The organism is Mycolicibacterium helvum (genome assembly GCF_010731895.1).
In the GTDB taxonomy this organism is placed as follows: Bacteria; Actinomycetota; Actinomycetes; order Mycobacteriales; family Mycobacteriaceae; genus Mycobacterium; species Mycobacterium helvum.
Genome location: NZ_AP022596.1, coordinates 2,449,652 through 2,469,321, shown reverse-complemented (window position 1 = coordinate 2,469,321; position 19,670 = coordinate 2,449,652). Strand labels below are relative to the sequence as shown.

The 19,670-nt window shown below is 65.2% G+C and carries 16 protein-coding genes; 6 read left to right on the top strand and 10 right to left on the bottom strand.

The window, feature by feature from the left end; genetic code table 11:
• Positions 1–48 precede the first annotated feature (48 nt).
• Complete coding sequence (locus G6N38_RS11435; RefSeq protein WP_163747627.1) at positions 49–1,239, top strand: C39 family peptidase; 1,191 nt, start codon at positions 49–51, stop codon at positions 1,237–1,239.
• A gap of 55 nt (positions 1,240–1,294) precedes the next feature.
• Positions 1,295–2,941: a peptide chain release factor 3 gene (locus G6N38_RS11430; protein ID WP_163747626.1), complete on the top strand. Its 1,647-nt coding sequence runs from the start codon at positions 1,295–1,297 to the stop codon at positions 2,939–2,941.
• 37 nt (positions 2,942–2,978) lie between these two features.
• Here the strand turns inward: G6N38_RS11430 and G6N38_RS11425 are convergent, their stop codons facing one another.
• On the bottom strand, positions 2,979–3,656 hold the full coding sequence (locus G6N38_RS11425; RefSeq protein WP_163747625.1) for an SDR family oxidoreductase: 678 nt from the start codon (positions 3,654–3,656) through the stop codon (positions 2,979–2,981).
• A gap of 114 nt (positions 3,657–3,770) precedes the next feature.
• A complete protein-coding gene (locus G6N38_RS11420) occupies positions 3,771–4,661 on the bottom strand; it encodes a DUF732 domain-containing protein (protein ID WP_163747624.1) in 891 nt (296 codons plus the stop codon).
• 134 nt (positions 4,662–4,795) lie between these two features.
• Here G6N38_RS11420 and G6N38_RS11415 point away from each other — a divergent pair, with 134 nt between their 5' ends.
• On the top strand, positions 4,796–5,827 hold the full coding sequence (locus G6N38_RS11415) for a fused (3R)-hydroxyacyl-ACP dehydratase subunits HadA/HadB (protein ID WP_163747623.1): 1,032 nt from the start codon (positions 4,796–4,798) through the stop codon (positions 5,825–5,827).
• A gap of 15 nt (positions 5,828–5,842) precedes the next feature.
• Here G6N38_RS11415 and G6N38_RS11410 read toward each other — a convergent pair whose 3' ends face one another.
• From G6N38_RS11410 to G6N38_RS11400, 3 genes are all read right to left on the bottom strand, one after another.
• On the bottom strand, positions 5,843–7,153 hold the full coding sequence (locus G6N38_RS11410; RefSeq protein WP_220101385.1) for an APC family permease: 1,311 nt from the start codon (positions 7,151–7,153) through the stop codon (positions 5,843–5,845).
• A gap of 98 nt (positions 7,154–7,251) precedes the next feature.
• Positions 7,252–8,106 carry a universal stress protein gene (locus tag G6N38_RS11405; protein ID WP_163747621.1) on the bottom strand — a complete coding sequence of 285 codons (855 nt, stop codon included), beginning with the start codon at positions 8,104–8,106 and terminating at the stop codon, positions 7,252–7,254.
• A 31-nt stretch (positions 8,107–8,137) separates the two neighbouring features.
• On the bottom strand, positions 8,138–9,370 hold the full coding sequence (locus tag G6N38_RS11400; RefSeq protein ID WP_246227875.1) for an MFS transporter: 1,233 nt from the start codon (positions 9,368–9,370) through the stop codon (positions 8,138–8,140).
• 105 nt (positions 9,371–9,475) lie between these two features.
• Between G6N38_RS11400 and G6N38_RS11395 the strand changes: the two genes are divergently transcribed.
• Both G6N38_RS11395 and G6N38_RS11390 read left to right on the top strand, forming a co-directional pair.
• Positions 9,476–11,584 (top strand): EAL domain-containing protein, encoded by a 2,109-nt coding sequence (locus G6N38_RS11395; protein WP_163751943.1) that lies wholly within the window; start codon positions 9,476–9,478, stop codon positions 11,582–11,584.
• Between the two features lie 94 nt (positions 11,585–11,678).
• Entirely contained in the window at positions 11,679–12,158 is a 480-nt protein-coding gene (locus tag G6N38_RS11390) for a hypothetical protein (protein WP_163747620.1), read from the top strand.
• A gap of 6 nt (positions 12,159–12,164) precedes the next feature.
• Here the strand turns inward: G6N38_RS11390 and G6N38_RS11385 are convergent, their stop codons facing one another.
• The 4 genes from G6N38_RS11385 to G6N38_RS11370 form a co-directional block, all read right to left on the bottom strand.
• Positions 12,165–15,041, bottom strand: a complete 2,877-nt coding sequence (locus G6N38_RS11385) for an MMPL/RND family transporter (RefSeq protein ID WP_163747619.1) — start codon at positions 15,039–15,041, stop codon at positions 12,165–12,167.
• Positions 15,038–15,484: an MmpS family transport accessory protein gene (locus tag G6N38_RS11380; RefSeq protein WP_179968508.1), complete on the bottom strand. Its 447-nt coding sequence runs from the start codon at positions 15,482–15,484 to the stop codon at positions 15,038–15,040. Before G6N38_RS11380 ends, G6N38_RS11385 begins: the two co-directional genes overlap by 4 nt.
• A gap of 166 nt (positions 15,485–15,650) precedes the next feature.
• Positions 15,651–16,529 carry a universal stress protein gene (locus tag G6N38_RS11375; RefSeq protein ID WP_163747618.1) on the bottom strand — a complete coding sequence of 293 codons (879 nt, stop codon included), beginning with the start codon at positions 16,527–16,529 and terminating at the stop codon, positions 15,651–15,653.
• Between the two features lie 58 nt (positions 16,530–16,587).
• Entirely contained in the window at positions 16,588–16,920 is a 333-nt protein-coding gene (locus tag G6N38_RS11370; protein ID WP_163747617.1) for a hypothetical protein, read from the bottom strand.
• A gap of 114 nt (positions 16,921–17,034) precedes the next feature.
• Here G6N38_RS11370 and G6N38_RS11365 point away from each other — a divergent pair, with 114 nt between their 5' ends.
• A complete protein-coding gene (locus G6N38_RS11365) occupies positions 17,035–18,564 on the top strand; it encodes a phospholipase D-like domain-containing protein (protein WP_163747616.1) in 1,530 nt (509 codons plus the stop codon).
• A 26-nt stretch (positions 18,565–18,590) separates the two neighbouring features.
• Here G6N38_RS11365 and G6N38_RS11360 read toward each other — a convergent pair whose 3' ends face one another.
• Complete coding sequence (locus tag G6N38_RS11360) at positions 18,591–19,655, bottom strand: coiled-coil domain-containing protein (protein ID WP_163747615.1); 1,065 nt, start codon at positions 19,653–19,655, stop codon at positions 18,591–18,593.
• Positions 19,656–19,670 lie beyond the last annotated feature (15 nt).

The following is a 19,670-nucleotide window of genomic DNA, read 5'->3' as shown; positions in this document are numbered from 1 at the left end:
CGTCTCGGCTATCAACTCTCATTCACGGTGCTACGGGCGGGGGCCGACGTGACTTCCACTAAGCGGGCTGGGCGAATCACGACACTCGGGTTCGCGGTCGGCGCCGGTTTGCTGATCGCCTCCGGCGCCGGCGCGGCGGTAGCCTCGGCCGCTCCCGACAATTCCGGACACTCGCCCAGCAGCTCCTCGGCGTCGAGCAGTTCATCGTCGTCGGCCCGATCGGCTCGCCCCTCGACCAGCACAGCGGGCAGGCCCAAGCCAGCCCGCACAGTCAGCACCCGCAGCGACTATTCGGCACCCGTGGTGCAGCTGCCCACCAGCAAGCGCACGCCGGTCGCGGCGAGTGCGCTGGCCGCGGCAACCCCGGCCGCCAGCGACATCTCCACGCCTGGCGCATCTGCCAAACAAACTCGGGCCCAACGTCTTCCCACCCCGGCTGAGGTTCAGCAAGCGATCGTGGCGGGCTTGGACGCCGCGCGCCGGGACCTCGACACCCTGCGCCGCAACATCGAGCTACTCGTCAAGCACCAGATCGAGGGCATCCAGGACAATCTGACCACCCTGCGCTACGACCTCGAGGCCATCATTGGCCCCAACCGGCAGCCGCAGCAGCCGGACATCCCGGCGGGGGATACGCCCGGCCTCATCGGTAATCCCGCCGCCAAAGAGGTCTACTTCGTCCCCCAGGGCAATACCAACCGGTGCGTCCTGATGTCCACCGCCATGGTGATCGGGCAACTCAAGGGCATCGACAACATGCCAACCGCACAGCAGATCACCGACGAGGCGGCCACCACCCCGAGCACCGTGACGCCCGGCAAGATGATCTACGACCCGGTCAAAGACACCTACGTCGCGTACGCCGACGCCCTGGCACTGCTGGAGAACCACGGAATCACCGCGACCTCGACCCAGTTCTCCAAGGGCCAGGGCACTGCCGCGCTCGACAACGTCAAAGGCGCGCTGACCGCTGGAGAATCGGTCATCGTGACCGTCAATGCCAACATCGCCTGGGGGCGCGCCGCACCGGGCGGAGCCGTCACGGCCAATCACGCCATCACCGTCTTGGGCATCGACACGGTCAACGACATCGTGTACGTCAACGACAGTGCCTTCCTGACCAAGGGCCAGGGGATGGCCGTCAAGTTGGACGTGTTCATGAGCGCCTGGGCGGCAAACGACTACCAGACCATCACCGCCTACGTCACTCCTGCCGCAGAAGCCACGATCGCGGCCTGAGCAGCACTGCACGATTACAGGTTTTGCGTCGTCGGCAAATACGATCGACTGCGCAATGAGTGATCACGACCTGGATATTCAGACAGCCCCTACCGGGACGGCTGCGGCAAACCGACTGGTGGCTGAAGCCGGCCGCCGGCGCACCTTCGCCGTCATCAGCCACCCAGACGCCGGTAAGTCGACACTGACCGAGGCGCTGGTCCTGCACGCCAGGGTGATCACGCAAGCGGGCGCCATCCACGGCAAAGCCGGGCGACGCGCCACGGTGTCGGACTGGATGGAAATGGAGCAGGCCAGGGGCATTTCCATCACCTCGACGGCACTGCAGTTCCCCTACCTCTCGCCGGATGGGCAGGACTGCGTCATCAACCTGCTCGACACCCCGGGGCACGCGGACTTTTCCGAAGACACCTACCGGGTGCTGTCCGCCGTCGATTGTGCCGTCATGCTGATCGACGCCGCCAAGGGCCTGGAGCCGCAGACCCTCAAGCTGTTTCAGGTGTGCAAGCACCGCGGCCTTCCGATCCTCACCGTGATCAACAAGTGGGACCGCCCCGGTCGCCACGCGCTGGAGCTGCTCGACGAGATCCAGGAGCGCATCGGACTCAAACCCACCCCGCTGACGTGGCCGGTCGGCATCGCGGGCGACTTCAAGGGCGTTCTGGATCGCCGCACCGGCAATTTCATTCGGTTCACCCGCACCGCCGGCGGCGCCACCGCGGCACCTGAAGAGCACATCGCACCGGACCGGGCCCACGACGCCGCCGGTATCGACTGGGACAACGCGGTCGAAGAATGTGAACTGATCGCCGCCGACGACGGGGATCACGACCAGGAGCTCTTTCTGCAGGGCGTGACGACTCCCGTCCTGTTCACCTCGGCCGCACTGAACTTCGGGGTGAATCAGCTGCTGGACAACTTGGTCCGGCTGGCACCCGCGCCCAGCGGGCAGGCCGACGTGAACGGCGATGTGCGCCCGGTCGACTCGCCATTCAGCGCGTTCGTCTTCAAGGTTCAAGCCGGTATGGACTCCGCCCACCGCGACCGTATTGCCTACGCCCGGGTGTGCTCGGGCACATTCGAACGCGGCGACGTCCTCACCCATGCCGCCACGGGCAAACCGTTCGTGACCAAGTACGCGCAGTCGGTGTTCGGTCAGCAGCGCTCGACATTGGACAACGCGTGGCCCGGCGACGTGATCGGTTTGGCCAACGCCGCCGCGTTACGTCCGGGAGACACCCTGTTCCGGGACATTCCCGTGCAGTTCCCGCCAATACCGAGCTTCTCCCCCGAGCATTTCTCCGTCGCCCGTGGCACCGACCCGAGCAAGCACAAGCAATTCCGCAAGGGCATCGAACAGCTGGAGCAGGAGGGCGTTGTGCAGGTTCTGCGCTCCAACCGGCGCGGCGATCAGGCACCCGTGCTCGCCGCCGTCGGTCCCCTGCAGTTCGAGGTCACCAGCCACCGGATGGCCACCGAGTTCAACGCACCTATCTCGCTGGAGGGTCTGCCCTACACCGTCGCCCGCGCCGTCGACCCCGATGACGCCGAGTTCGTCGAGAAGCAGGTGTCGATGGAAGTCCTCACCCGCACCGATGGCGTCATGCTGGCGTTGTTCACCACAAAGTGGCGACTGCAGGGGTTCCAAGAGGACAATCCGTCGGTGAAATTACGTCCGCTGGTCGCCGCCGGGGACGACTGAGACTTTTCCCGGCCGACCCTGGTCAGAGTTGGGCGTCCTAGTTGTTCGCGGAGGAGAGCCCCGCCTTCACCTGCCGAGTCAAGTCGTCGGCCAGAATCTCGGCCTGGCCGGCCAGCAGTCCCTCGACGGCCTGCTTGGCGACCAGTGCGGGGGCGGTCTTCTGGTCATCGGGGACAAAACTGGCCATATCGGTGTCCATGAAGCCGACGTGCAGCGCTGAGACGGTAATTCCTTTGGGCGCCAACTCAGTTCGCAACGCGTCGGTCATCGCCCAACCGGCGGCCTTCGCCGCCGAGTAGGCACCGAATGCGGGCACGTGGTACCACGACAGCACCGACAACACGTCCAGGACAGCACCGCCACCGTTCTTCTCGATGATCGGCACGAACTCTCGGATCACGTTCAGCGTTCCGAAGTAGTGCGTCTCCATCTCCAAGCGGATGTCCTCGATCGGTCCGGTGAGAAGATCCGCCTGGGTCGAGACGCCGGCGTTGTTCAGCAGCACCGTGACGTCGCCGGCGATGGCCGCCGCGGCGCGCACCGAAGCCAGGTCGGTGATGTCGAGCTGGATCGGCACCACGCCGGGTAGGTCCACAGTCTCTGGCCGGCGGGCCGCCGCGTAGACCTTCGCTCCCCGCGACAGCAGCTCGGCGGCCAGCTGTCGTCCTAATCCACGATTGGCACCGGTTACCAGTGCGGTGATCTGTTGTGTCATCGAAGTCTCCCTTTTCCGAGTCCTGGTGGCGACAACCCTAAAGGAGGCTGGGTTAATTCCGCCAGACCCAGCCTCCTGGGCGCCGACTTGCAAACGACCCTTTCCAGCAGTCGCCTAGCGACCAAGCCGTATCTGAACGCCGTGGGACCGCAGTTGCTCGAAGCTGTAGCTGAATTCGCCTCGGCGGCCGACGGATACGACGTAGCGGTCTTGACCCTCGGTGATGGGGAAGGTGAACGAGAACGTGCACGTCGCACTGTTCCCCGTCCCGGGGCCAAGCGATGTCGACGTGAGGACTTCGCCCTTGCCGTTCTTGACCGTCACCGCAGTGGTGCGGCCGATGTCGGCGTACCCGTCCGTTCCGTGGCACGTTTGTCCGTCGGCTTCGATCGAACCGGTGCCGAGGCTGTCCGTGAGGACGAAAACCCCCGAGATCTTGGCTGAGTCGAGAATGCGGAAACCCTGGTTGAATTGCGGGCAGAACGCGTCGACGGCGATCTTGTCGGCCAGCAGTCCCTGTTGCGGCCCGCCATGTTCCAGCTGAGTGCATACGTCATGCCCATGGGCGACGGCATTGGCCTCGGAATTGAATTGATTCATCAGTCCCGCGGTTTCCAGTGCCTGGATGTAGTCAGTGTCGGGCGGCGTCGCTGGCCGGTGTCGTGCCCACAGCAGCGCGCCGATCACCGCGCCCACCATCACGATCACCGCGGTCGTCACACCGGTCGCCAGCCAGGTCGATCGAATACTCGATCGCGCGGCCGGCACTTCGACGTAGGCGGGCAGCATCTGCCCACCGGTGGGGTCACTGGATTCGGCCCGACCGTTGCGTACTCGCTGAGTCGGCCGACCCGCGACGTAATACCGCCCTTCGTGGCGGGCAGTCGGATCCGGGCGCCATCCGGTCAAAGCAAGAGGCGTCGTCACCCCTCCGCAACGCGCGCACGTGCCAGTGCCGTCGAGGTCAGCCCCGCAATAAGGGCAGGCCGTCGGCGCTCCGGTCATCGCTCACCCCAACCGCCGTAAGCTCGGTTCGCTTAGATGGACGAATCGTATCGGCGTGTATTGCCCTGGCGTGAGCGCGTTAGTGTGCTTTGGTCGGCTTCAGCGAACCAGTGAAAAGAGAAGTTGAGCAATACATGACTGCACCAGCAGATACGTCGCCGCTTGAAGCTCGGGTCGGCCACTACTACCAGATGGACGGCACCTACCTGGTCGGCCGCGAGAAGCTGCGCGAATACGCCCGCGCGGTGCAGGACTACCACCCCGCGCACTGGGATGTTGCCGCCGCTGCTGAGCTGGGCTATTCGGACGTCATCGCGCCCCTGACGTTCACCTCGGCGCCGGGCATGCAATGCAATCGCCGCATGTTCGAAGAGATCGTCGTCGGTTACGACACCTATCTGCAGACCGAAGAGGTTTTCGAGCAACACCGCCCGATCGTGGCCGGTGACGAACTGGTCATCGACGTCGAGCTGACCTCCGTCCGCCGGACCGCGGGCCGAGATTTCATCACCGTCACGAACACCTTCACCGACGCCGACGGTGAGCGGGTGCACACCCTGCACACGACGGTCGTCGGCGTGACCGGCGAGGACATCGACGCCGGGGTCAAGGCGGCCGTGCAGAAGGCGATGATGCACGACATGAACATCCTCGACATTCCCGGATCGGATGGCGCATACGAGAAAGAGGTGCGGCCGGCCGGCGAGATTCGGATCTCGCAGGGTGGGTTGACCCGCACGCCGGGGACACCGTCTTTCGACGCCGTCAACGTCGGCGACGAGTTGACGGTGCACCACACCCGGCTCTCGCGCGGCGATTTGGTGAATTACGCCGGGGTGGCCGGCGACGCCAATCCGATTCACTGGGACGAGGAGATCGCCAAGCTGGCCGGGCTGCCCGATGTGATCGCCCACGGCATGCTCACCATGGGCTTGGGTGCGGGTTTTCACTCCACGTGGTCGGGTGACCCCGGTGCGGTGACCCGCTTTGCGGTGCGGCTGTCCCAGCCCGCTGTCGTCTCTGCCAAGGAGGGCGCCGACATCGAGTTCAGCGGCAAGATCAAATCGCTGGATCCTGAAACCCGTTCGGGTGTGGTGCTTGTCGGCGCAAAGTCCGGCGGGCGCAAAATCTTTGGGCTAGCGACGATGGGCGTGCGGTTCCGCTGAGAGGCGGCGCCAACGTCACTCCCGCCCGTGCTTGATGTGGGTGACCGGCGTGCCTTCCTCGGCGAGCGTCTCTTCCTCGATACGCATGGTCAGCTGCTCGCGGAAGCCCTTGGTCAGATACACCAGCACGATGATCCCGATGCCCAGCCAGATCCCGCCGTACAACAGCGCATCGAAATGCAGGTTGACCCACAGCGCCCCGGTCAGCACCATGCCGATCGCCGGAAGGACGATGTTGGTGAAGATCTCCTTCGGCGTGTGCCGTCGTTTCAGCCGGAAGGCGAAAAACACGATGATGGTCAGGTTCACCACGGTGAAGGCGATGAGCGCACCAAAGTTGATCATCGATGATGCGAACTCGAGGGTGAATTTCACCGCCAGCAGTGACACGACGCCGACGATGAGGACGGCATGGGTCGGGGTGAGGAAGCTCGGGTGGATGTAGGACAGGAACCGGCCGAATCGGCCCTTGCCGTTGCGGCCCATCACGTAAATCATCCGCGCCACGCTGGCATGCGAGGCGAGGCTCGACGCGACGACCGCTGCCAGAGCCGCTGACACGAAGAAGACCTTGAACAGCATGCCGCCGACCTTCAGCGCCATCTCCGGCAGCGTGTCGTCGGTGATTTCGAAACCATCGAGGGTCGGGAACACCGACTGACTGAACCACGCGGCCGCGAAGAAGATGGCGCCGCCGATGAGCAATGCCAGCACGATGGCCCTGGGCACGACATCGGGCGATTTGGCTTCCTCCGCGTACATCGTGATCGCGTCAAAGCCGATGAACGAGAAGCACACCACGGTCGCCCCAGCGATCACCGCCTGCATCTGGACGCCCTCGTGAACGAGCGGGTCGAGGGTGAAGATCGTGCCGTGGCCGACGCCCTTGCTCAGCGCCACCGATGCCAGCACCAGAAACGCCCCGATGAGCACCACCTGGAAGACCACCAGGATGCCGTTGACCCGCGACGTGCCCTTCATGCTCAGGTAATTCAGGGCCGTGATGCCGGCGACGTAGGCGACGACGAAAATCCATGCCGGCGCCGACGGGAAGAAGGATTCGAAGTAGATGCGTGCGATGACCGCATTCACCATCGGTAGCAACAGATAATCCAACAGGGAGGACCAGCCGACCACGAATCCGAAGTTCGGATGGATCGTCTCCGAGGCGTAGGTGTATGCCGAGCCTGCCGACGGATACACGCGTGTCATCCGGCCGTAGCTGATCGCGGTAAACACCATCGCGACCAGGGCGACAAGGTAGGCCAGCGGCACCACCCCGTCGGTCTCCCCCGAGACGATCCCGAACGTATCGAAGACCGTCATGGGGGTCATGTATCCCAAACCCAGGCCGACAATGGCCCACAGCCCCAGAGACCTCGACAGGTGTGACTTCGGCGGGGACGTGCTCGCAGACATGGGGTTTACCCTTCCTGACGGGGAACAACCACGAGTGGGACGTGCAAGACCCGCAGCATCTTCGCTGCCGTCGAGCCAAGGAACAGCCGCCTGGGCTGGGCCAGCCTGCTGGAGCCGACCATGATGAGATCACCGTCGCGCCAGTCGAGTTTCTCCACCGCCGCCTCCACCGTGTCGCCGTCAGCCACCATCACCGAGACGGGAAACCCCTCGGGCAGCGAAGCCCTCGCGGTCGCCAAGGTGTGGGCGGCATGGTCGAGCGCTTGTTGCCGGAGCGCCTCGGGACCGACCTCATGCCTCGAGCCGTACTGATCGAGTGGAACGAGCGACACCAATCGCAGTGGGGTGCCCGCCGCGGTGCTCACCTGGACCGCGATGTCGAGGAGATGCTGGGCACCCGGTCGCATACCGACGGCGCAGGTGACACTGCGGACCCGCTCGACGTCCGAGTGCCGGATACCCCGCGGCGCGACGACGACGGGGACCGGAGCCGAGTGCAAGAGTTCATTGACCACCGAGCCCAGCGAGAATCCCCCGGCCAGGCCACCGCCGGCGCCGCCGACGACAATCGCCGCGGCGCCCAACCGCTCGGCCTCCTCGCTGATTCCCTCGGCAAAGGACTCGTGGAAGCTCACGTGGGTGTGCGCGGTGACATCGCCGGGCACGGACTTCAGCGCTGCATCGAGCCACTGCTCGGCTTGGTCGGCAAGCTCACCCTGGTATTCCATGTTGAGGGGAATCGGAACGGGAAGCACCGCGCAGATGTCCAGTTCAGCGCCGAACGTTCGGGCCAACCGCACACCAAGGGCTAATGCGTCGGCGCCGCCAGGCGTGGCCAGGTATCCGATGAGCAGTCTCACCGGGTCAAATTAGCTGAAGCGCCGAAAATATTCAGAAGTTTGACGCGTTGCGCACGGCTTCGTCCCGAACAGCATGTGCAGCAGGGCGTTTCGCCGACGACACGCGCAGAGCGCGCAATACCACGATGGCAGCTGCAACCACGCTGAGCACCATCATCGGCGTGGTGATGCCGACCGCCGGCTCGATCGTCACCAGAAGCACGGGCAGACCGAAACCCAGATAGGTGACGGCCCAGAAAATACCGGTCAACGTTCCGCGTAACCGGGGAGGCGACAAGGTTTCCACGTCGACCAGGCCCTGCCGCAGGCACAAACCATATGCGATACCCAGCACGAGCGCGACGGCGACGAAGACCGCAAGTGGCGGTGTCGCCCCGGCAGCGGCGACGGCGCCGAATCCGATTGCGGCGGCCAACGCCCCGGCAGCGCCGGCGCTGGGACCCCATCCCCTGCGTCGGGCAACCATTTGAATGGCGACACCGGACGTCAGCGTCAACGCTGCGGCCATACCGGGTAGCAGCGGCCCGCTGAAGCGGTAATGCATCCGCTCAACCATGGTCACCATCGATACCGTCGCGCTGGCGAAGACCCACACCGCCAACGGCAGCGCCGCCCCCAGCGCCGCCGCCACACCCTGCCCACTGCCAGCGTCAGGAGAAACGTCCCGGTCGGATGCCGCACGCCCGGACGCGTCCGCGGTGCGGGCCAGCAGCGCGCCGATCAGCACGGCTACCGCCGACAAGCCGACCGAGACCGCGAACGGCACATCGACCGGCGCCGCCGTGAACTGGGCGAGCAGCGCGGAAGTAACCGGGCCACAACCGAATCCGGCGGTCAGCGACACACCAGCCAGCACCGAACCCGACCCGCCGCCGATATCGGCGCTCCACGCGGTACCTGCGCTCATCGCCACCCCGACACCCGCTCCCACGATGAGCCGACCGACGAAGACTCCCGTCTGGTCGTGCCAGCACAGCAGCGCGAGGTTACCCAGGCCCGCCACCGCGGCACCGGTCAGCAGCAGCGGCCGACGGCCCCACCGGTCGGACAATGTTCCGCCACCCAGCAGACCTGGCAGCAACCCGACCGCGTAGATACCGAACGCGCCGTCAATTGCCGTCCTGCCCAATCCCTCGCGGTGAGCCAACACCGGCAAGAGCGCCGTGAAGTGGTTGGCGGCCCAGCCGGTGGCGAACAGCACCGCCAATATCGCAGGCATCACGGTCCGCGCCGGCGTCGGCCGCTGGCCGTGTGCACGCCCCATAGATCGTGGCCTCCCCAGTCGGCGACAAGTTGCTACCCCGGCAACGCCCGTGCCGACCCCGGCATTCCAGTGCAGATCTGCTGGTGGTGGGGTTCACTGGTGGCTATGCGGTTCGAGGGGGACGGCGAGCCTCTCTCAGACGAGGGGCCAGAGCTCCCCGTCGAACTGGTCCGTACCTTGCTGGGGCTGCTGCGAACCCGGCTCGGCCTGGACACCGCGTGGCTGTCCTCGTTCCACGACGGAATGCAGACAATGGAGGTGCTCGAGGGCGATACCACCGCGATCAACATTTCGGCGGGCGACCGGGCTTCGCTGTCCGATTCGTATTGCGTGCGGGTTATCGACGGGCGGCTTCCGGCGATCATCCCGGACACGGCGGCCAATCAGACGACCGCCGCATTGCCAATCACCGGAGAATGGAATCTCGGCGCCTACGTCGGTGTGCCGGTACTCAGCCCCGCCGGCGCGACGATCGGGATGGTGTGCGCGGTCAGCCGGCAAGCCCGGCCCCACCTCGCCGATATCGACCTGAGAGTCGTCAAGCAGATCGCCGAACTCATCGGGACGCTGCTCGAATCCCCGAATAAGGGTCCGGACACTACCGCTGCCCAGCGCGCGGCAGTCCGAAAGGTGGTGTACCAGCGCGACTTCGAGGTAGTTTTCCAGCCCGTCCATGACGTGACCTCCGGCAAGGTGGTGGGCGTGGAGGCGCTGGCCCGCTTCCCCCACGCACCGTTTCGCCCGGACGCCTTTCTCGCTCAGGCGGCGCTGCTGGGGCTGGGGATCGAATTGGAGACGGCGATCCTGGCCCGCGTTATCTCCATGGTGCCGCAGTTGCCCCAAGAGGTTTTTGTGGCGGTCAATATCTCACCGGGAGCGACGCTGGTGGTTCCGTGGGCTCAGATGCTCGCCGGTGTCGATCCGTCGCGGATTGTGCTGGAACTGACCGAACATGATGCCGTCCTGGATTACGGCGCGCTTGAAGAAGCATTGGAGCCGTGCCGATCACGAGGCGTCCAGATCGCGGTCGACGATGTCGGCGCCGGGTTCTCCTCGTTCTCCCATGTCCTGGAGTTGAGCCCAGAGTTCGTCAAGATCGACCAGTCGATCACCCGCCACATCGACGCCGACGATGCCCGGCGACGACTGGCTCACGCGATCGCCGAGCTCGCCGGACAGATGGGCGCCACTGTGATCGCCGAAGGTGTCGAGAACCAAGGCGAACTCGATGCCGTCGCCGCCGTCGGTATCACTGCGGCGCAGGGCTTTTACCTCAGCCGGCCAAGGCCCATCGGTCATGGTTTTGAGCCTGCCGAGGTGACCGCGGAGCCAGCAGACCTGCTTCACGCGGAGGTCGACCTGCTCGGCGAGCGGCGATTCGGACTGGCACTTGCACATTCGCCCATCGGTATGGCTGTGGTCGGTTTGGACGGGACGTTCCTGCGCACCAATCGGGCCCTGCGCGTCATGCTCGGATACAGCAAATGGGAGCTGGCCGAGCTCACTTTCCAAGAGATCACCCACCCAGACGATCTGGACGCCGACGTGTCCTTGCTCAACGATTGCCTGGAGGGGCGCAGGCGTTCCTACCGTATCGACAAGCGCTACATCGCATCCGACGGTCGCATCGTGTGGGGTGCCCTCACCGTCGTGCTCGTGCATGCCTCCCGAGATCGCCCGCGCTACTTCGTATCTCAAATAGTAGATGTGACAGCCGAGCGCATCCGGGAGGCGGAGCTGGCTCGCCAAGCCGCCACCGATCCGCTTACTGCGCTCGCCAATCGGTCGGCCGGCTGGAACCGCCTGGAGCGGCTCCAGGCGAGCGAGTCTGGCTACGGCGTTCTGCTCTGCGACATCGAAAGGTTCAAGGCTGTCAACGCTCAACACGGGCACCGCACCGGTGATCGCTTGCTGGTCGAAGTCGCCGGCCGCCTGCGCGAGGCCGTATCAGACCGCGACACGGTCGCCCGCTGGGGTGACGACGAGTTCCTGGTGATCACCGACTCTGTCGATGAGTCGGCGTTGGCGCTCCTGGCCGAGCAGATCACCGATGATCTGGACTGCACACCGATCCCGCTCGGTCACCGCACCCAGGTAACGGTCGGACTGACGATCGGCTGCGCCGTGCACCACCCGGGCGACGGGCGCTCGATCGACTCCGTGCTCGATAGCGCCTACCGAGCCCTCTACGAGAAGCGGAGCAGCCGGCGTTAACCGCGAACCTGTCAGGTTTCTGTGAGGTCCGGGAAGATTACTTAGATCAGGTAGCGTTTTAGGGGGAAAGCATGCCGATCGAAGGAGCGACCACGTGAATCTCGGCCCGTGGGGTGACCTCACCATCCTTGCCGCCGTCATGGCCGTCGTCTTTGCCACGTGTGTGTTCGTCTACATCGGCCGGCTGGAGCGGCGGACCTCCCATCCGATGGGTGATCAAGTGGGTGCGCACAAGGCGGTGCTCGCCAAAATCCGCAAGCGCGAGCCGCTGACGCAAGACGAATTCGACTATGCGTCCGAGCTGGTCGCCGATGCGCGGTCCCCACTGGCCTACGCTATCCCCGCCGCACTGTTCACCACGGGATTCTTCTATGTGGTCGGCTGCTTGTTCATGTTGCACCTCGACGGCGGCCATCCGTCGTTCCGGACATTCATCGGCGGCATCCCGATGCTGACCTCGATGAATATCGCCGCTCAGCTTCGCCGAGTCGCCGGAATGAAGCGCAAGCTGGCCGATATCCCGGTGCTGGCGTCCGAGCCGGCCGATGAGCTCACTAGCGTTGGCAGCGCCTGACTTTCGTCACTTCTGCGCTTTACCGATGGGGTCGCCGTCTTCCCACAGCAGTAACTGACGGACCGATTGACGGGTTCCGTACGGCTGCAGCATCCGGCTGGCGGGGCGCGGACGCACCTTCAACGGCCACCAGAACCAACGGCCAAGCAGGGCCGCGACGGACGGGGTCATGAAGGACCGCACGATCAGAGTGTCGAACAGCAGCCCGAGAGCGATCGTCGTACCGATCTGACCGAGAATTCGTAAGTCGGCAAAGATGAACGACGCCATGGTCGCCGCGAACACCAGACCGGCCGCCGTCACTACCGCGCCCGAGCCGGCCATCGCCCGGATGATGCCGGTATTCAGCCCCGCATGTATCTCTTCTTGGAACCGGGAGATCAAGAGCAGGTTGTAGTCCGAACCCACTGCCAACAGCAGGATGATGGCCAGCGCCAACACGATCCAGAACAGGTGGATCCCAAAGATGTCCTGCCAGATCAACACCGACAACCCGAACGAGGCACCCAATGACAGCGCCACGGTGCCCACGATGACGAATGCGGCGACGATGCTTCGAGTGATGAACATCATGACGAGCAGGATCAGGCTCAGCGCCGCAATCCCGGCGATCATCAGATCGTATTTGGCGCCGTCCTGGATGTCCTTGTAGGTGGCCGCGGTGCCGGCGATGAAAATCTTGGACCCGGCCAGCGGTGTGCCCTTGACGGCTTCCTGGGCGGCGTTGCGAATCGAATCGATGTGCGAAATGCCTTCGGGTGTAGCGGGATCCCCGTCGTGGGTGATGATCATCCTGGCGGCCTTGCCGTCCGGTGACATGAACAACTTCATGCCGCGCTGGAATTCGGGGTTGGTGAACGCTTCGGGCGGCAGATAGAACGTGTCGTCGGTCTTCGAGGCGTCATACGCCTGGCCCAGGGCCGTCGAGTTCTGCAGCGCCGCCTGCGCCTGGTCGTTGATGCCCGAGTTGGTGGCGTAGTTGGTCAGGGTCAGATCGCGGTTGGTCTCTTGGGTCTGGATCTGCGGCGGGATCAGCGCGAGCAGCTTCGGTTGCAGCGCATCGAGTTTCGCAATGCTGCCAGCGACATTGCCGAGCTGATCGGTCAGCGCGTCAATGCCGTCGAGCGCGTCGAACAGCGAGCGCAGCGCCGCGCAGGCCGGGATGTCGTAACAGTGCGGCTCCCAGTAGAAGTAGTTGCGCAGCGGCCGGAAGAAGTCGTCGAAGTTGGCGATCTTGTTGCGCAGGTCCTGGGCCGTGGTGACGGTGTCCTGGAATGCCTTGGTCTGCTCGTCGGTGACTTCACCGGACTGCTGCTGCAGCGCGTACTGCTGACGCAGAATGTCGATCGAGTTGTTGATCACGCCCACCTGCTTGAGCAGGTCGGCGCTGCGGGCCTGCTGGAACGGCAGGTTGTTGATCTGCCCCAGGCTGCCCGCGCTGACCTGGAACGGGATCGACGTATGGTCCAGGGGCGTGCCCAGCGGGCGGGTGATCGCCTGCACCTGCGCAATGCCCGCGGTGTGGAAGACCGCTTTGGCGACCCGCTCGAGCAGGATCATGTCGGTGGAGTTGCGCAGATCGTGGTCGGCTTCGATCATCAGCAGTTCGGGGTTGAGCCGGGCCTGCGTGAAATGGCGTTCAGCGGCGGTGTAGCCCACATTGGCCGGTGCGCTGGCCGGCATGTAGCCACGGGCGTCGTAACTGGTCTTGTAGTTCGGCAGGGCGATCAGACCGATGAGGGCGATGCCGACCGTCACCACCAGGATGGGGCCGGGCCAGCGGACGATGGCGGTGCCGATCCGTCGCCAACCCTGGGTGCGCATCGGGCGGGCGGGTTCGAACAAGCCGAAGTGGCGGCCGATGACCAGCAGGGCGGGCGCGAGGGTCAGTGCCGCGATCACGGCGATGAGCACGCCGATGCCGGCCGGCACGCCGAGGCTGTTGAAATACGGCAGCCGGGTGAACATCAGACACATCACCGCGCCGGCGATCGTCAGACCTGAGCCCAGGATGATGTGCGCGGTGCCGTGGTACATCGTGTTGAACGCCGTGACGCGGTCCTGCCCGGCGTACCGGGCTTCGTGGAAGCGGCCGAGAAGGAATATCGCGTAGTCGGTTCCGGCCGCGATCACCAACAGCGTCAACAGATTGGTGGAGTACGTCGACAGCTCGATGATGCCGGCGTTGGCGAGCACGGCAACCGATCCGCGGGAGGCGGTCAGCTCGATCATCACGGTGAAGATCACGAAGAACACCGTGGTGAGGCGGCGGTAGAGCCAGAACAGCATCACCGCGATGACCCCGAGCGTGATCAGGGTGGTTTTCAGTGTGCCGTGACGCCCGACCTCGAACTGGTCGGTGACCAGGGGTGCGGCGCCGGTGACGTACGCCCGGAGGCCGGGTGGCGGCGGACTGTTGTTGACGATGGCGCGCACCGAGTCGACGGACTCATTGGCCAACGACTCGCCCTGATTGCCGGCGAGATACAGCTGCACCAGTGCCGCCTTGCCGTCCGCGCTCTGCGAGCCCGCGGCCGTGAGCGGATCTCCCCAGAAGTCCTGGATGTGCTGGACGTGTTTGGTGTCCTGCTCGAGCTTCTTGATCAGGCCGTCGTAGTAGTGGTGGGCGTCGGCACCGAGCGGCTGGTCACCTTCCAGGACGATCATCGCCGAGCTGTCGGAGTCGAACTCGCCGAACACCTTGCCGATCCGCTTGGCGGCCTGCAACGACGGCGAATCCTGCGGGCTCAGCGACACGTTGTGTTTTTCGGCGACGGTCTCCAGCTGGGGAACGAAGACGTTCGTCACCACCGCCAAACCCAGCCAGAACAACGCGATCACCACCGAGAACCGCCGGATGAAGTCCGGAATCCGGTGACTCATCCGGACTTGTCCAGGCAGTAGGTGAAGGCGTTCAGGGTGTTGACGGTCCGCTCGTCTTTGACGACGTCGTCGATCTTGATGCGGCAGCCGAGCGAGGCGCTGTCGCCCTGGGCGGTGACGTTGACGAAGACCGCCGGCTGGGTGGTGGTGGTGTCGTAGGCCCAGGGCAGCGTGACGTTGTCAGCGCGCTGTGGTTGGGCGTTGACGTCGGTGTAGGTGACGGTCGCGACGGTGCCCGGCGGACCGAAAACCTCCATGACCACGTGCTTGGGGTTGAACGCGACGATGTCGTTGCCCGCGCCGCTGGGGGTGGACGTGACGTCTTGGGAGCCGAAGATGCCGTGCAGGCGGTACACCGCGAAGCCGGCCACCGCGACGACGACCACCGCGACCAGCAGCATCCAGCGTTTGCTCAATCGGCGACCGATCGAAACCCGCTGCATCCGTGACCCTTTCATGAGCGGCGAGAGGCGCTGACGGCAACGACACTTCTATAGGGTGGCTAATCAACCTAGTTGACAGTACGACACGGGACCGTACTCCACAACACTGGAAAACGGGTGCCGGGGCGGTTGCCAAACGGTGCGGAGGGAGTCCAACCGCGGGGAACTACCGGACCACGAGCACCGGGCACTCGGCGTGATGAATCAGGTTCTGGCCGACTGAGCCGAGGAACGAGTCGGCGAGTCTTCCGCGGCCGTGGCTGCCCACCACCACCAGCTGAGCCTCCCGCGACAGATCGGTGAGCCCTTTCGCCGGGCTGATGTCCTGAAAGACCTTGATCACGTGGGCGTTTGGGTACTTCGCGGCCAGCGGTTCAACCAGCTCGTCGATCCGCTGGCGTTGCTGGGTCTGCAACATGTCGAGTAACGGCCAGTCCATGTTGCCCAGGCCGCCGAGATCGCCCATGCCAACCGCCGCGTCGATCTCCCACATGTGCACCACCGTCAGCTGCGCGTGCAACGCCCGGGCGATCTCGAATGCCTCCGCGAGCGCGCGGCCAGACGCCTCGGACTCATCGACACCGACAACGACGGGCAACGGCTTGCCGGTCCGCCTGGCGACGGGGGCTCGCCAGACCACGACGGGGCAGTGGGACCGATGGACAGTTCGCACGACGTGTCCGCCCAACGCGCGATGGTCCGACGCACCGGTGCCCACCGCCAACAGGCGGGCAGATTGTGAGGCATCAGCGAGCGTCGTCGCGACCGCGCCCTTGACCGTCGCCGTGCGGATCGCAAGACCGGGATACGCCGACCGCACGACTGCCTCGGCCGCGGCAAGTGCCGCGTCGCCGTTTCCCTCAAGGCCGGCGGCTGCGTCAGCAGCGCTGGCGAAATGCCAGTCCAACCGCGGGATCGCGTGCAGCAATGTCAGCGGAAGAGCATGTTTGGTCGCGAACTCTGCGGCCCACCGGGCAGCGCCGAGGGCGGTATCCGATCCGTCAATACCGACGACGACGGGCTGCTCATGGGCTGCGGTAGTCATGCCTCGAGACTATTGGGGCTCGGCCGGGACGACGCACACGGGAGTCCACTGCCAGGAGCTACCCGACGAAGCAAGGGGCATCGGCGGGGGTGTAGTAGGGCAGGCCGGTCGGGGAGATACAGGGCGCCTCTCCGGGAAATGCGGGGACCAGCGAATACGCGTAGCTCTCCGGGAAGCCGTAGCGAGCCCAGTCGGATGCCCCCGCCACCGCAGCACCGGCCACCGCAGCGTCCGCAGCGTCGCCGGCGATGCCCGGGGTGCAACCACCGACGGTCACGTGCCGACCCCCGACGTCGCCACAGACGTCGGCGTGCGCCATCGGGGCGATCGCCGCGGGGATTGCCGACAGGGCAGCCACGCTCAACAGGATCGCTGCAGATCTTTTAGTCATACCCGCATTGTCGCAGGCCGTTGGGCACGCGTTACTGCGTTGCCGCATATCAGCCGTCTGGGATGACGTTCAACGACAGCCCCGATTGCCCCACCATGGGGAAAGATCGGGTCCGTGGGTACCGACGAGTCAGCGGCCGAGACGCCGCTGCTGGTGCCAGGAGACACCTGCTGGCGTTCGGCGGAAGCAGACCGATTCGCGGCCATCATCGACGGTGCCGACTACCTGCGGCATGTGAAGGCCGCGATGCTGGGGGCTCACCAGCGGATCATCATCATCGGCTGGGACCTGGATTACCGCACCGCCTTCGAACGTGGCGAGCAGACGCTGGACGGCCCTAATCAACTCGGCCTGTTGCTGCATTGGCTGTTGTGGAAGCGCGGCGGGTTGGAGGTGTACCTCTTGAAGTCCAATCTTCGCCTCCTGCCTGCTTTCGACGGTTTCTGGTTCGGTGTTGCGCCGGTGCGTCTGCTCAACCAATTCACTTCGGCTCGCTTGCATTTCGCCGTCGACGGCGCGCACCCGACCGGTGCGGTGCACCACCAGAAGATCGTGGTCATCGACGACACCATGGCGTTCTGCGGTGGCCTGGACTTGACGCTCGGGCGTTGGGATAGCTCTGAGCATCTGCCAACCGACCCTTGCAGGAACGGGCCAGGGGACGCATATGGACCTCGGCACGAGGTCGCTGCTGCGGTAGACGGTGCGGCCGCGAAAGTGCTTGCCATGCAAGCGTGCGACCGGTGGGAGGCGGCAACTGGGCGAGCACTGCCGCCACTCGGTGATCCACCGCCGGCTTGGCCCGACGGGCTTTCGCCTGGCCTGCGCAACGTCGAGGTGGGGGTCGCACGTACCCTTCCCGCGCTGCCCGAGCGCAGCGAAGTACGCGAGGTCGAGTCACTCGATCTCGCAGGAATTGCCGCCGCGCGCGATGTCATCTACCTAGAGAACCAATACTTCGCGGCCCGCGGAATCGCCGAGGCTCTTGCCGAGCGGCTGCGCGAGCCGGACGGTCCTGAAGTCGTGATCATTCTGCCACGGAGCTCCGAGAGCCGGCTGGAGCAGGAATCGATGGACAGCGCCCGAGAGCGGCTCTTCCGAATACTCAAGGAAGCAGACGCGCATGGGCGGCTGGGCGTCTACTGGCCTGTCGCGGGTGGCGGGGTGTCGGTCTACGTGCACTCGAAGGTCATGGTGATCGATGACCGGCTGCTTCGCATCGGCTCGTCCAACTTCAACAACAGGTCGCTGGGCTTCGACAGTGAATGCGATGTGGCGATCGAAGCTGGGCCCGCGCAGACGGGTTCTGCTGCGGTCCACCGCGAAATCCTTTGGACGCGAGACAGGCTCGTCTCCGAGCACCTAGGGGTGTCCGTCGAGGAATTCCGCGATCAGATGGGTCCTAGTGGGACCTTCCTGCACGCTGTCGAAGCGTTGCGAGGCACCGGCCGTTCACTGCGGACGCTGACCGAGACGATGGTGGCCAAGGACGCGAGCCCGTTTGCGGAAAATGACCTGATGGATCCCGACCATGTGCCGCCGTCCATCGCGCAGAGCGCCTTCACGCTCCTCGAGTCGGTGGCGCTGTGGCCGCTGCGGCATTCGATTATCGCGCCGCTGTACCGGCGGCTTCGCGATTTGTGAATTTGGGTCTGCTGCCGGTCGGCCGGTCAGCCCCGTGGCGTCGTGGTGACGTGTACGTGGTCGAAGTGTCCATAGCCCGATCCCGCGGGTCCGCCCGGCGTGTAGTACGTGCCGCGCCAGATCGCATCCTGCAAGCCGAATCTGCCCGCGTTGCTCATGACGAACGCGAGAATCGCATCCCCGAGCGCGATGCCTTCTGGGGTCCCGGCATTGGGGATCATCACATCGATCGCCAGGCCCCTTGGATGCCACGGCTTCGGATCGGGGCGGACGCCGTCGATCTCGGCGATCTGGGGGAACTGCGCACTGATGGCACGAGCCGCGATGACGGTGTTGGCCTGTAGCCCCGCCTCATTCGCGACTCCGATCGGCAACGCCTCCGGGACGTCGACGGGCATCGCCGCGAGAGGAGGACCGGCTACGTCGCCGGGCGATTGTGCCGCCGGTAGAGCTGCCGCCGCGATATCGACCATCGCCTGCTGCCGTGGTGTCAGCGCCGCATATTGTGCCTCGGCGGCCAGGATCTGACGCTGCAGGTCACTCCATTTCGCCTGTAGATCTGCGCGCACCGATGCGGCCCGCTCGGCTGCGGCACGCGCCTCGGCGGCCGATACCTCTGACGCGTTAGCAGCGGCAGCGGCACGATCCCTGGCTGCGCGCAGGGCCCTCATCTGATCGGCCGTCATACCGGCGATCGCATTGTGTAATGACAGCCGGTCGATCAGATCTTGCGGAGAGGTTGCGGTCAGCACCGCCACGAACTGGCCAGTGCCTCCACTCATGTACGTGATCGCCGCGAGCCGATCGACCGCGGCTTGATACGGCTCAAGCTCAGCGTTCGCAGCACCGACGGCGGCCAGGTCCGCCAGATGGCGCTCCTCGGCCGCCGTCTGGTCGGCCAGCCTACCGTCGACATCGCGCTGAGCAGCGCTGACGGCCTCGCGCGTCTGCACCGCCTCACGGGACAGCTTGTTGAGCTCGGCCAGCGCGTCAGACGCTGGGTCCGCCCAGACGTTCTGCACTATCGACGCAGCTAGCACGGCGGCCCCGGTCGCCACACTGACCGCTGTTCGCCGAAGTGTGTGGCGCACCGCGATCCTTCGCTG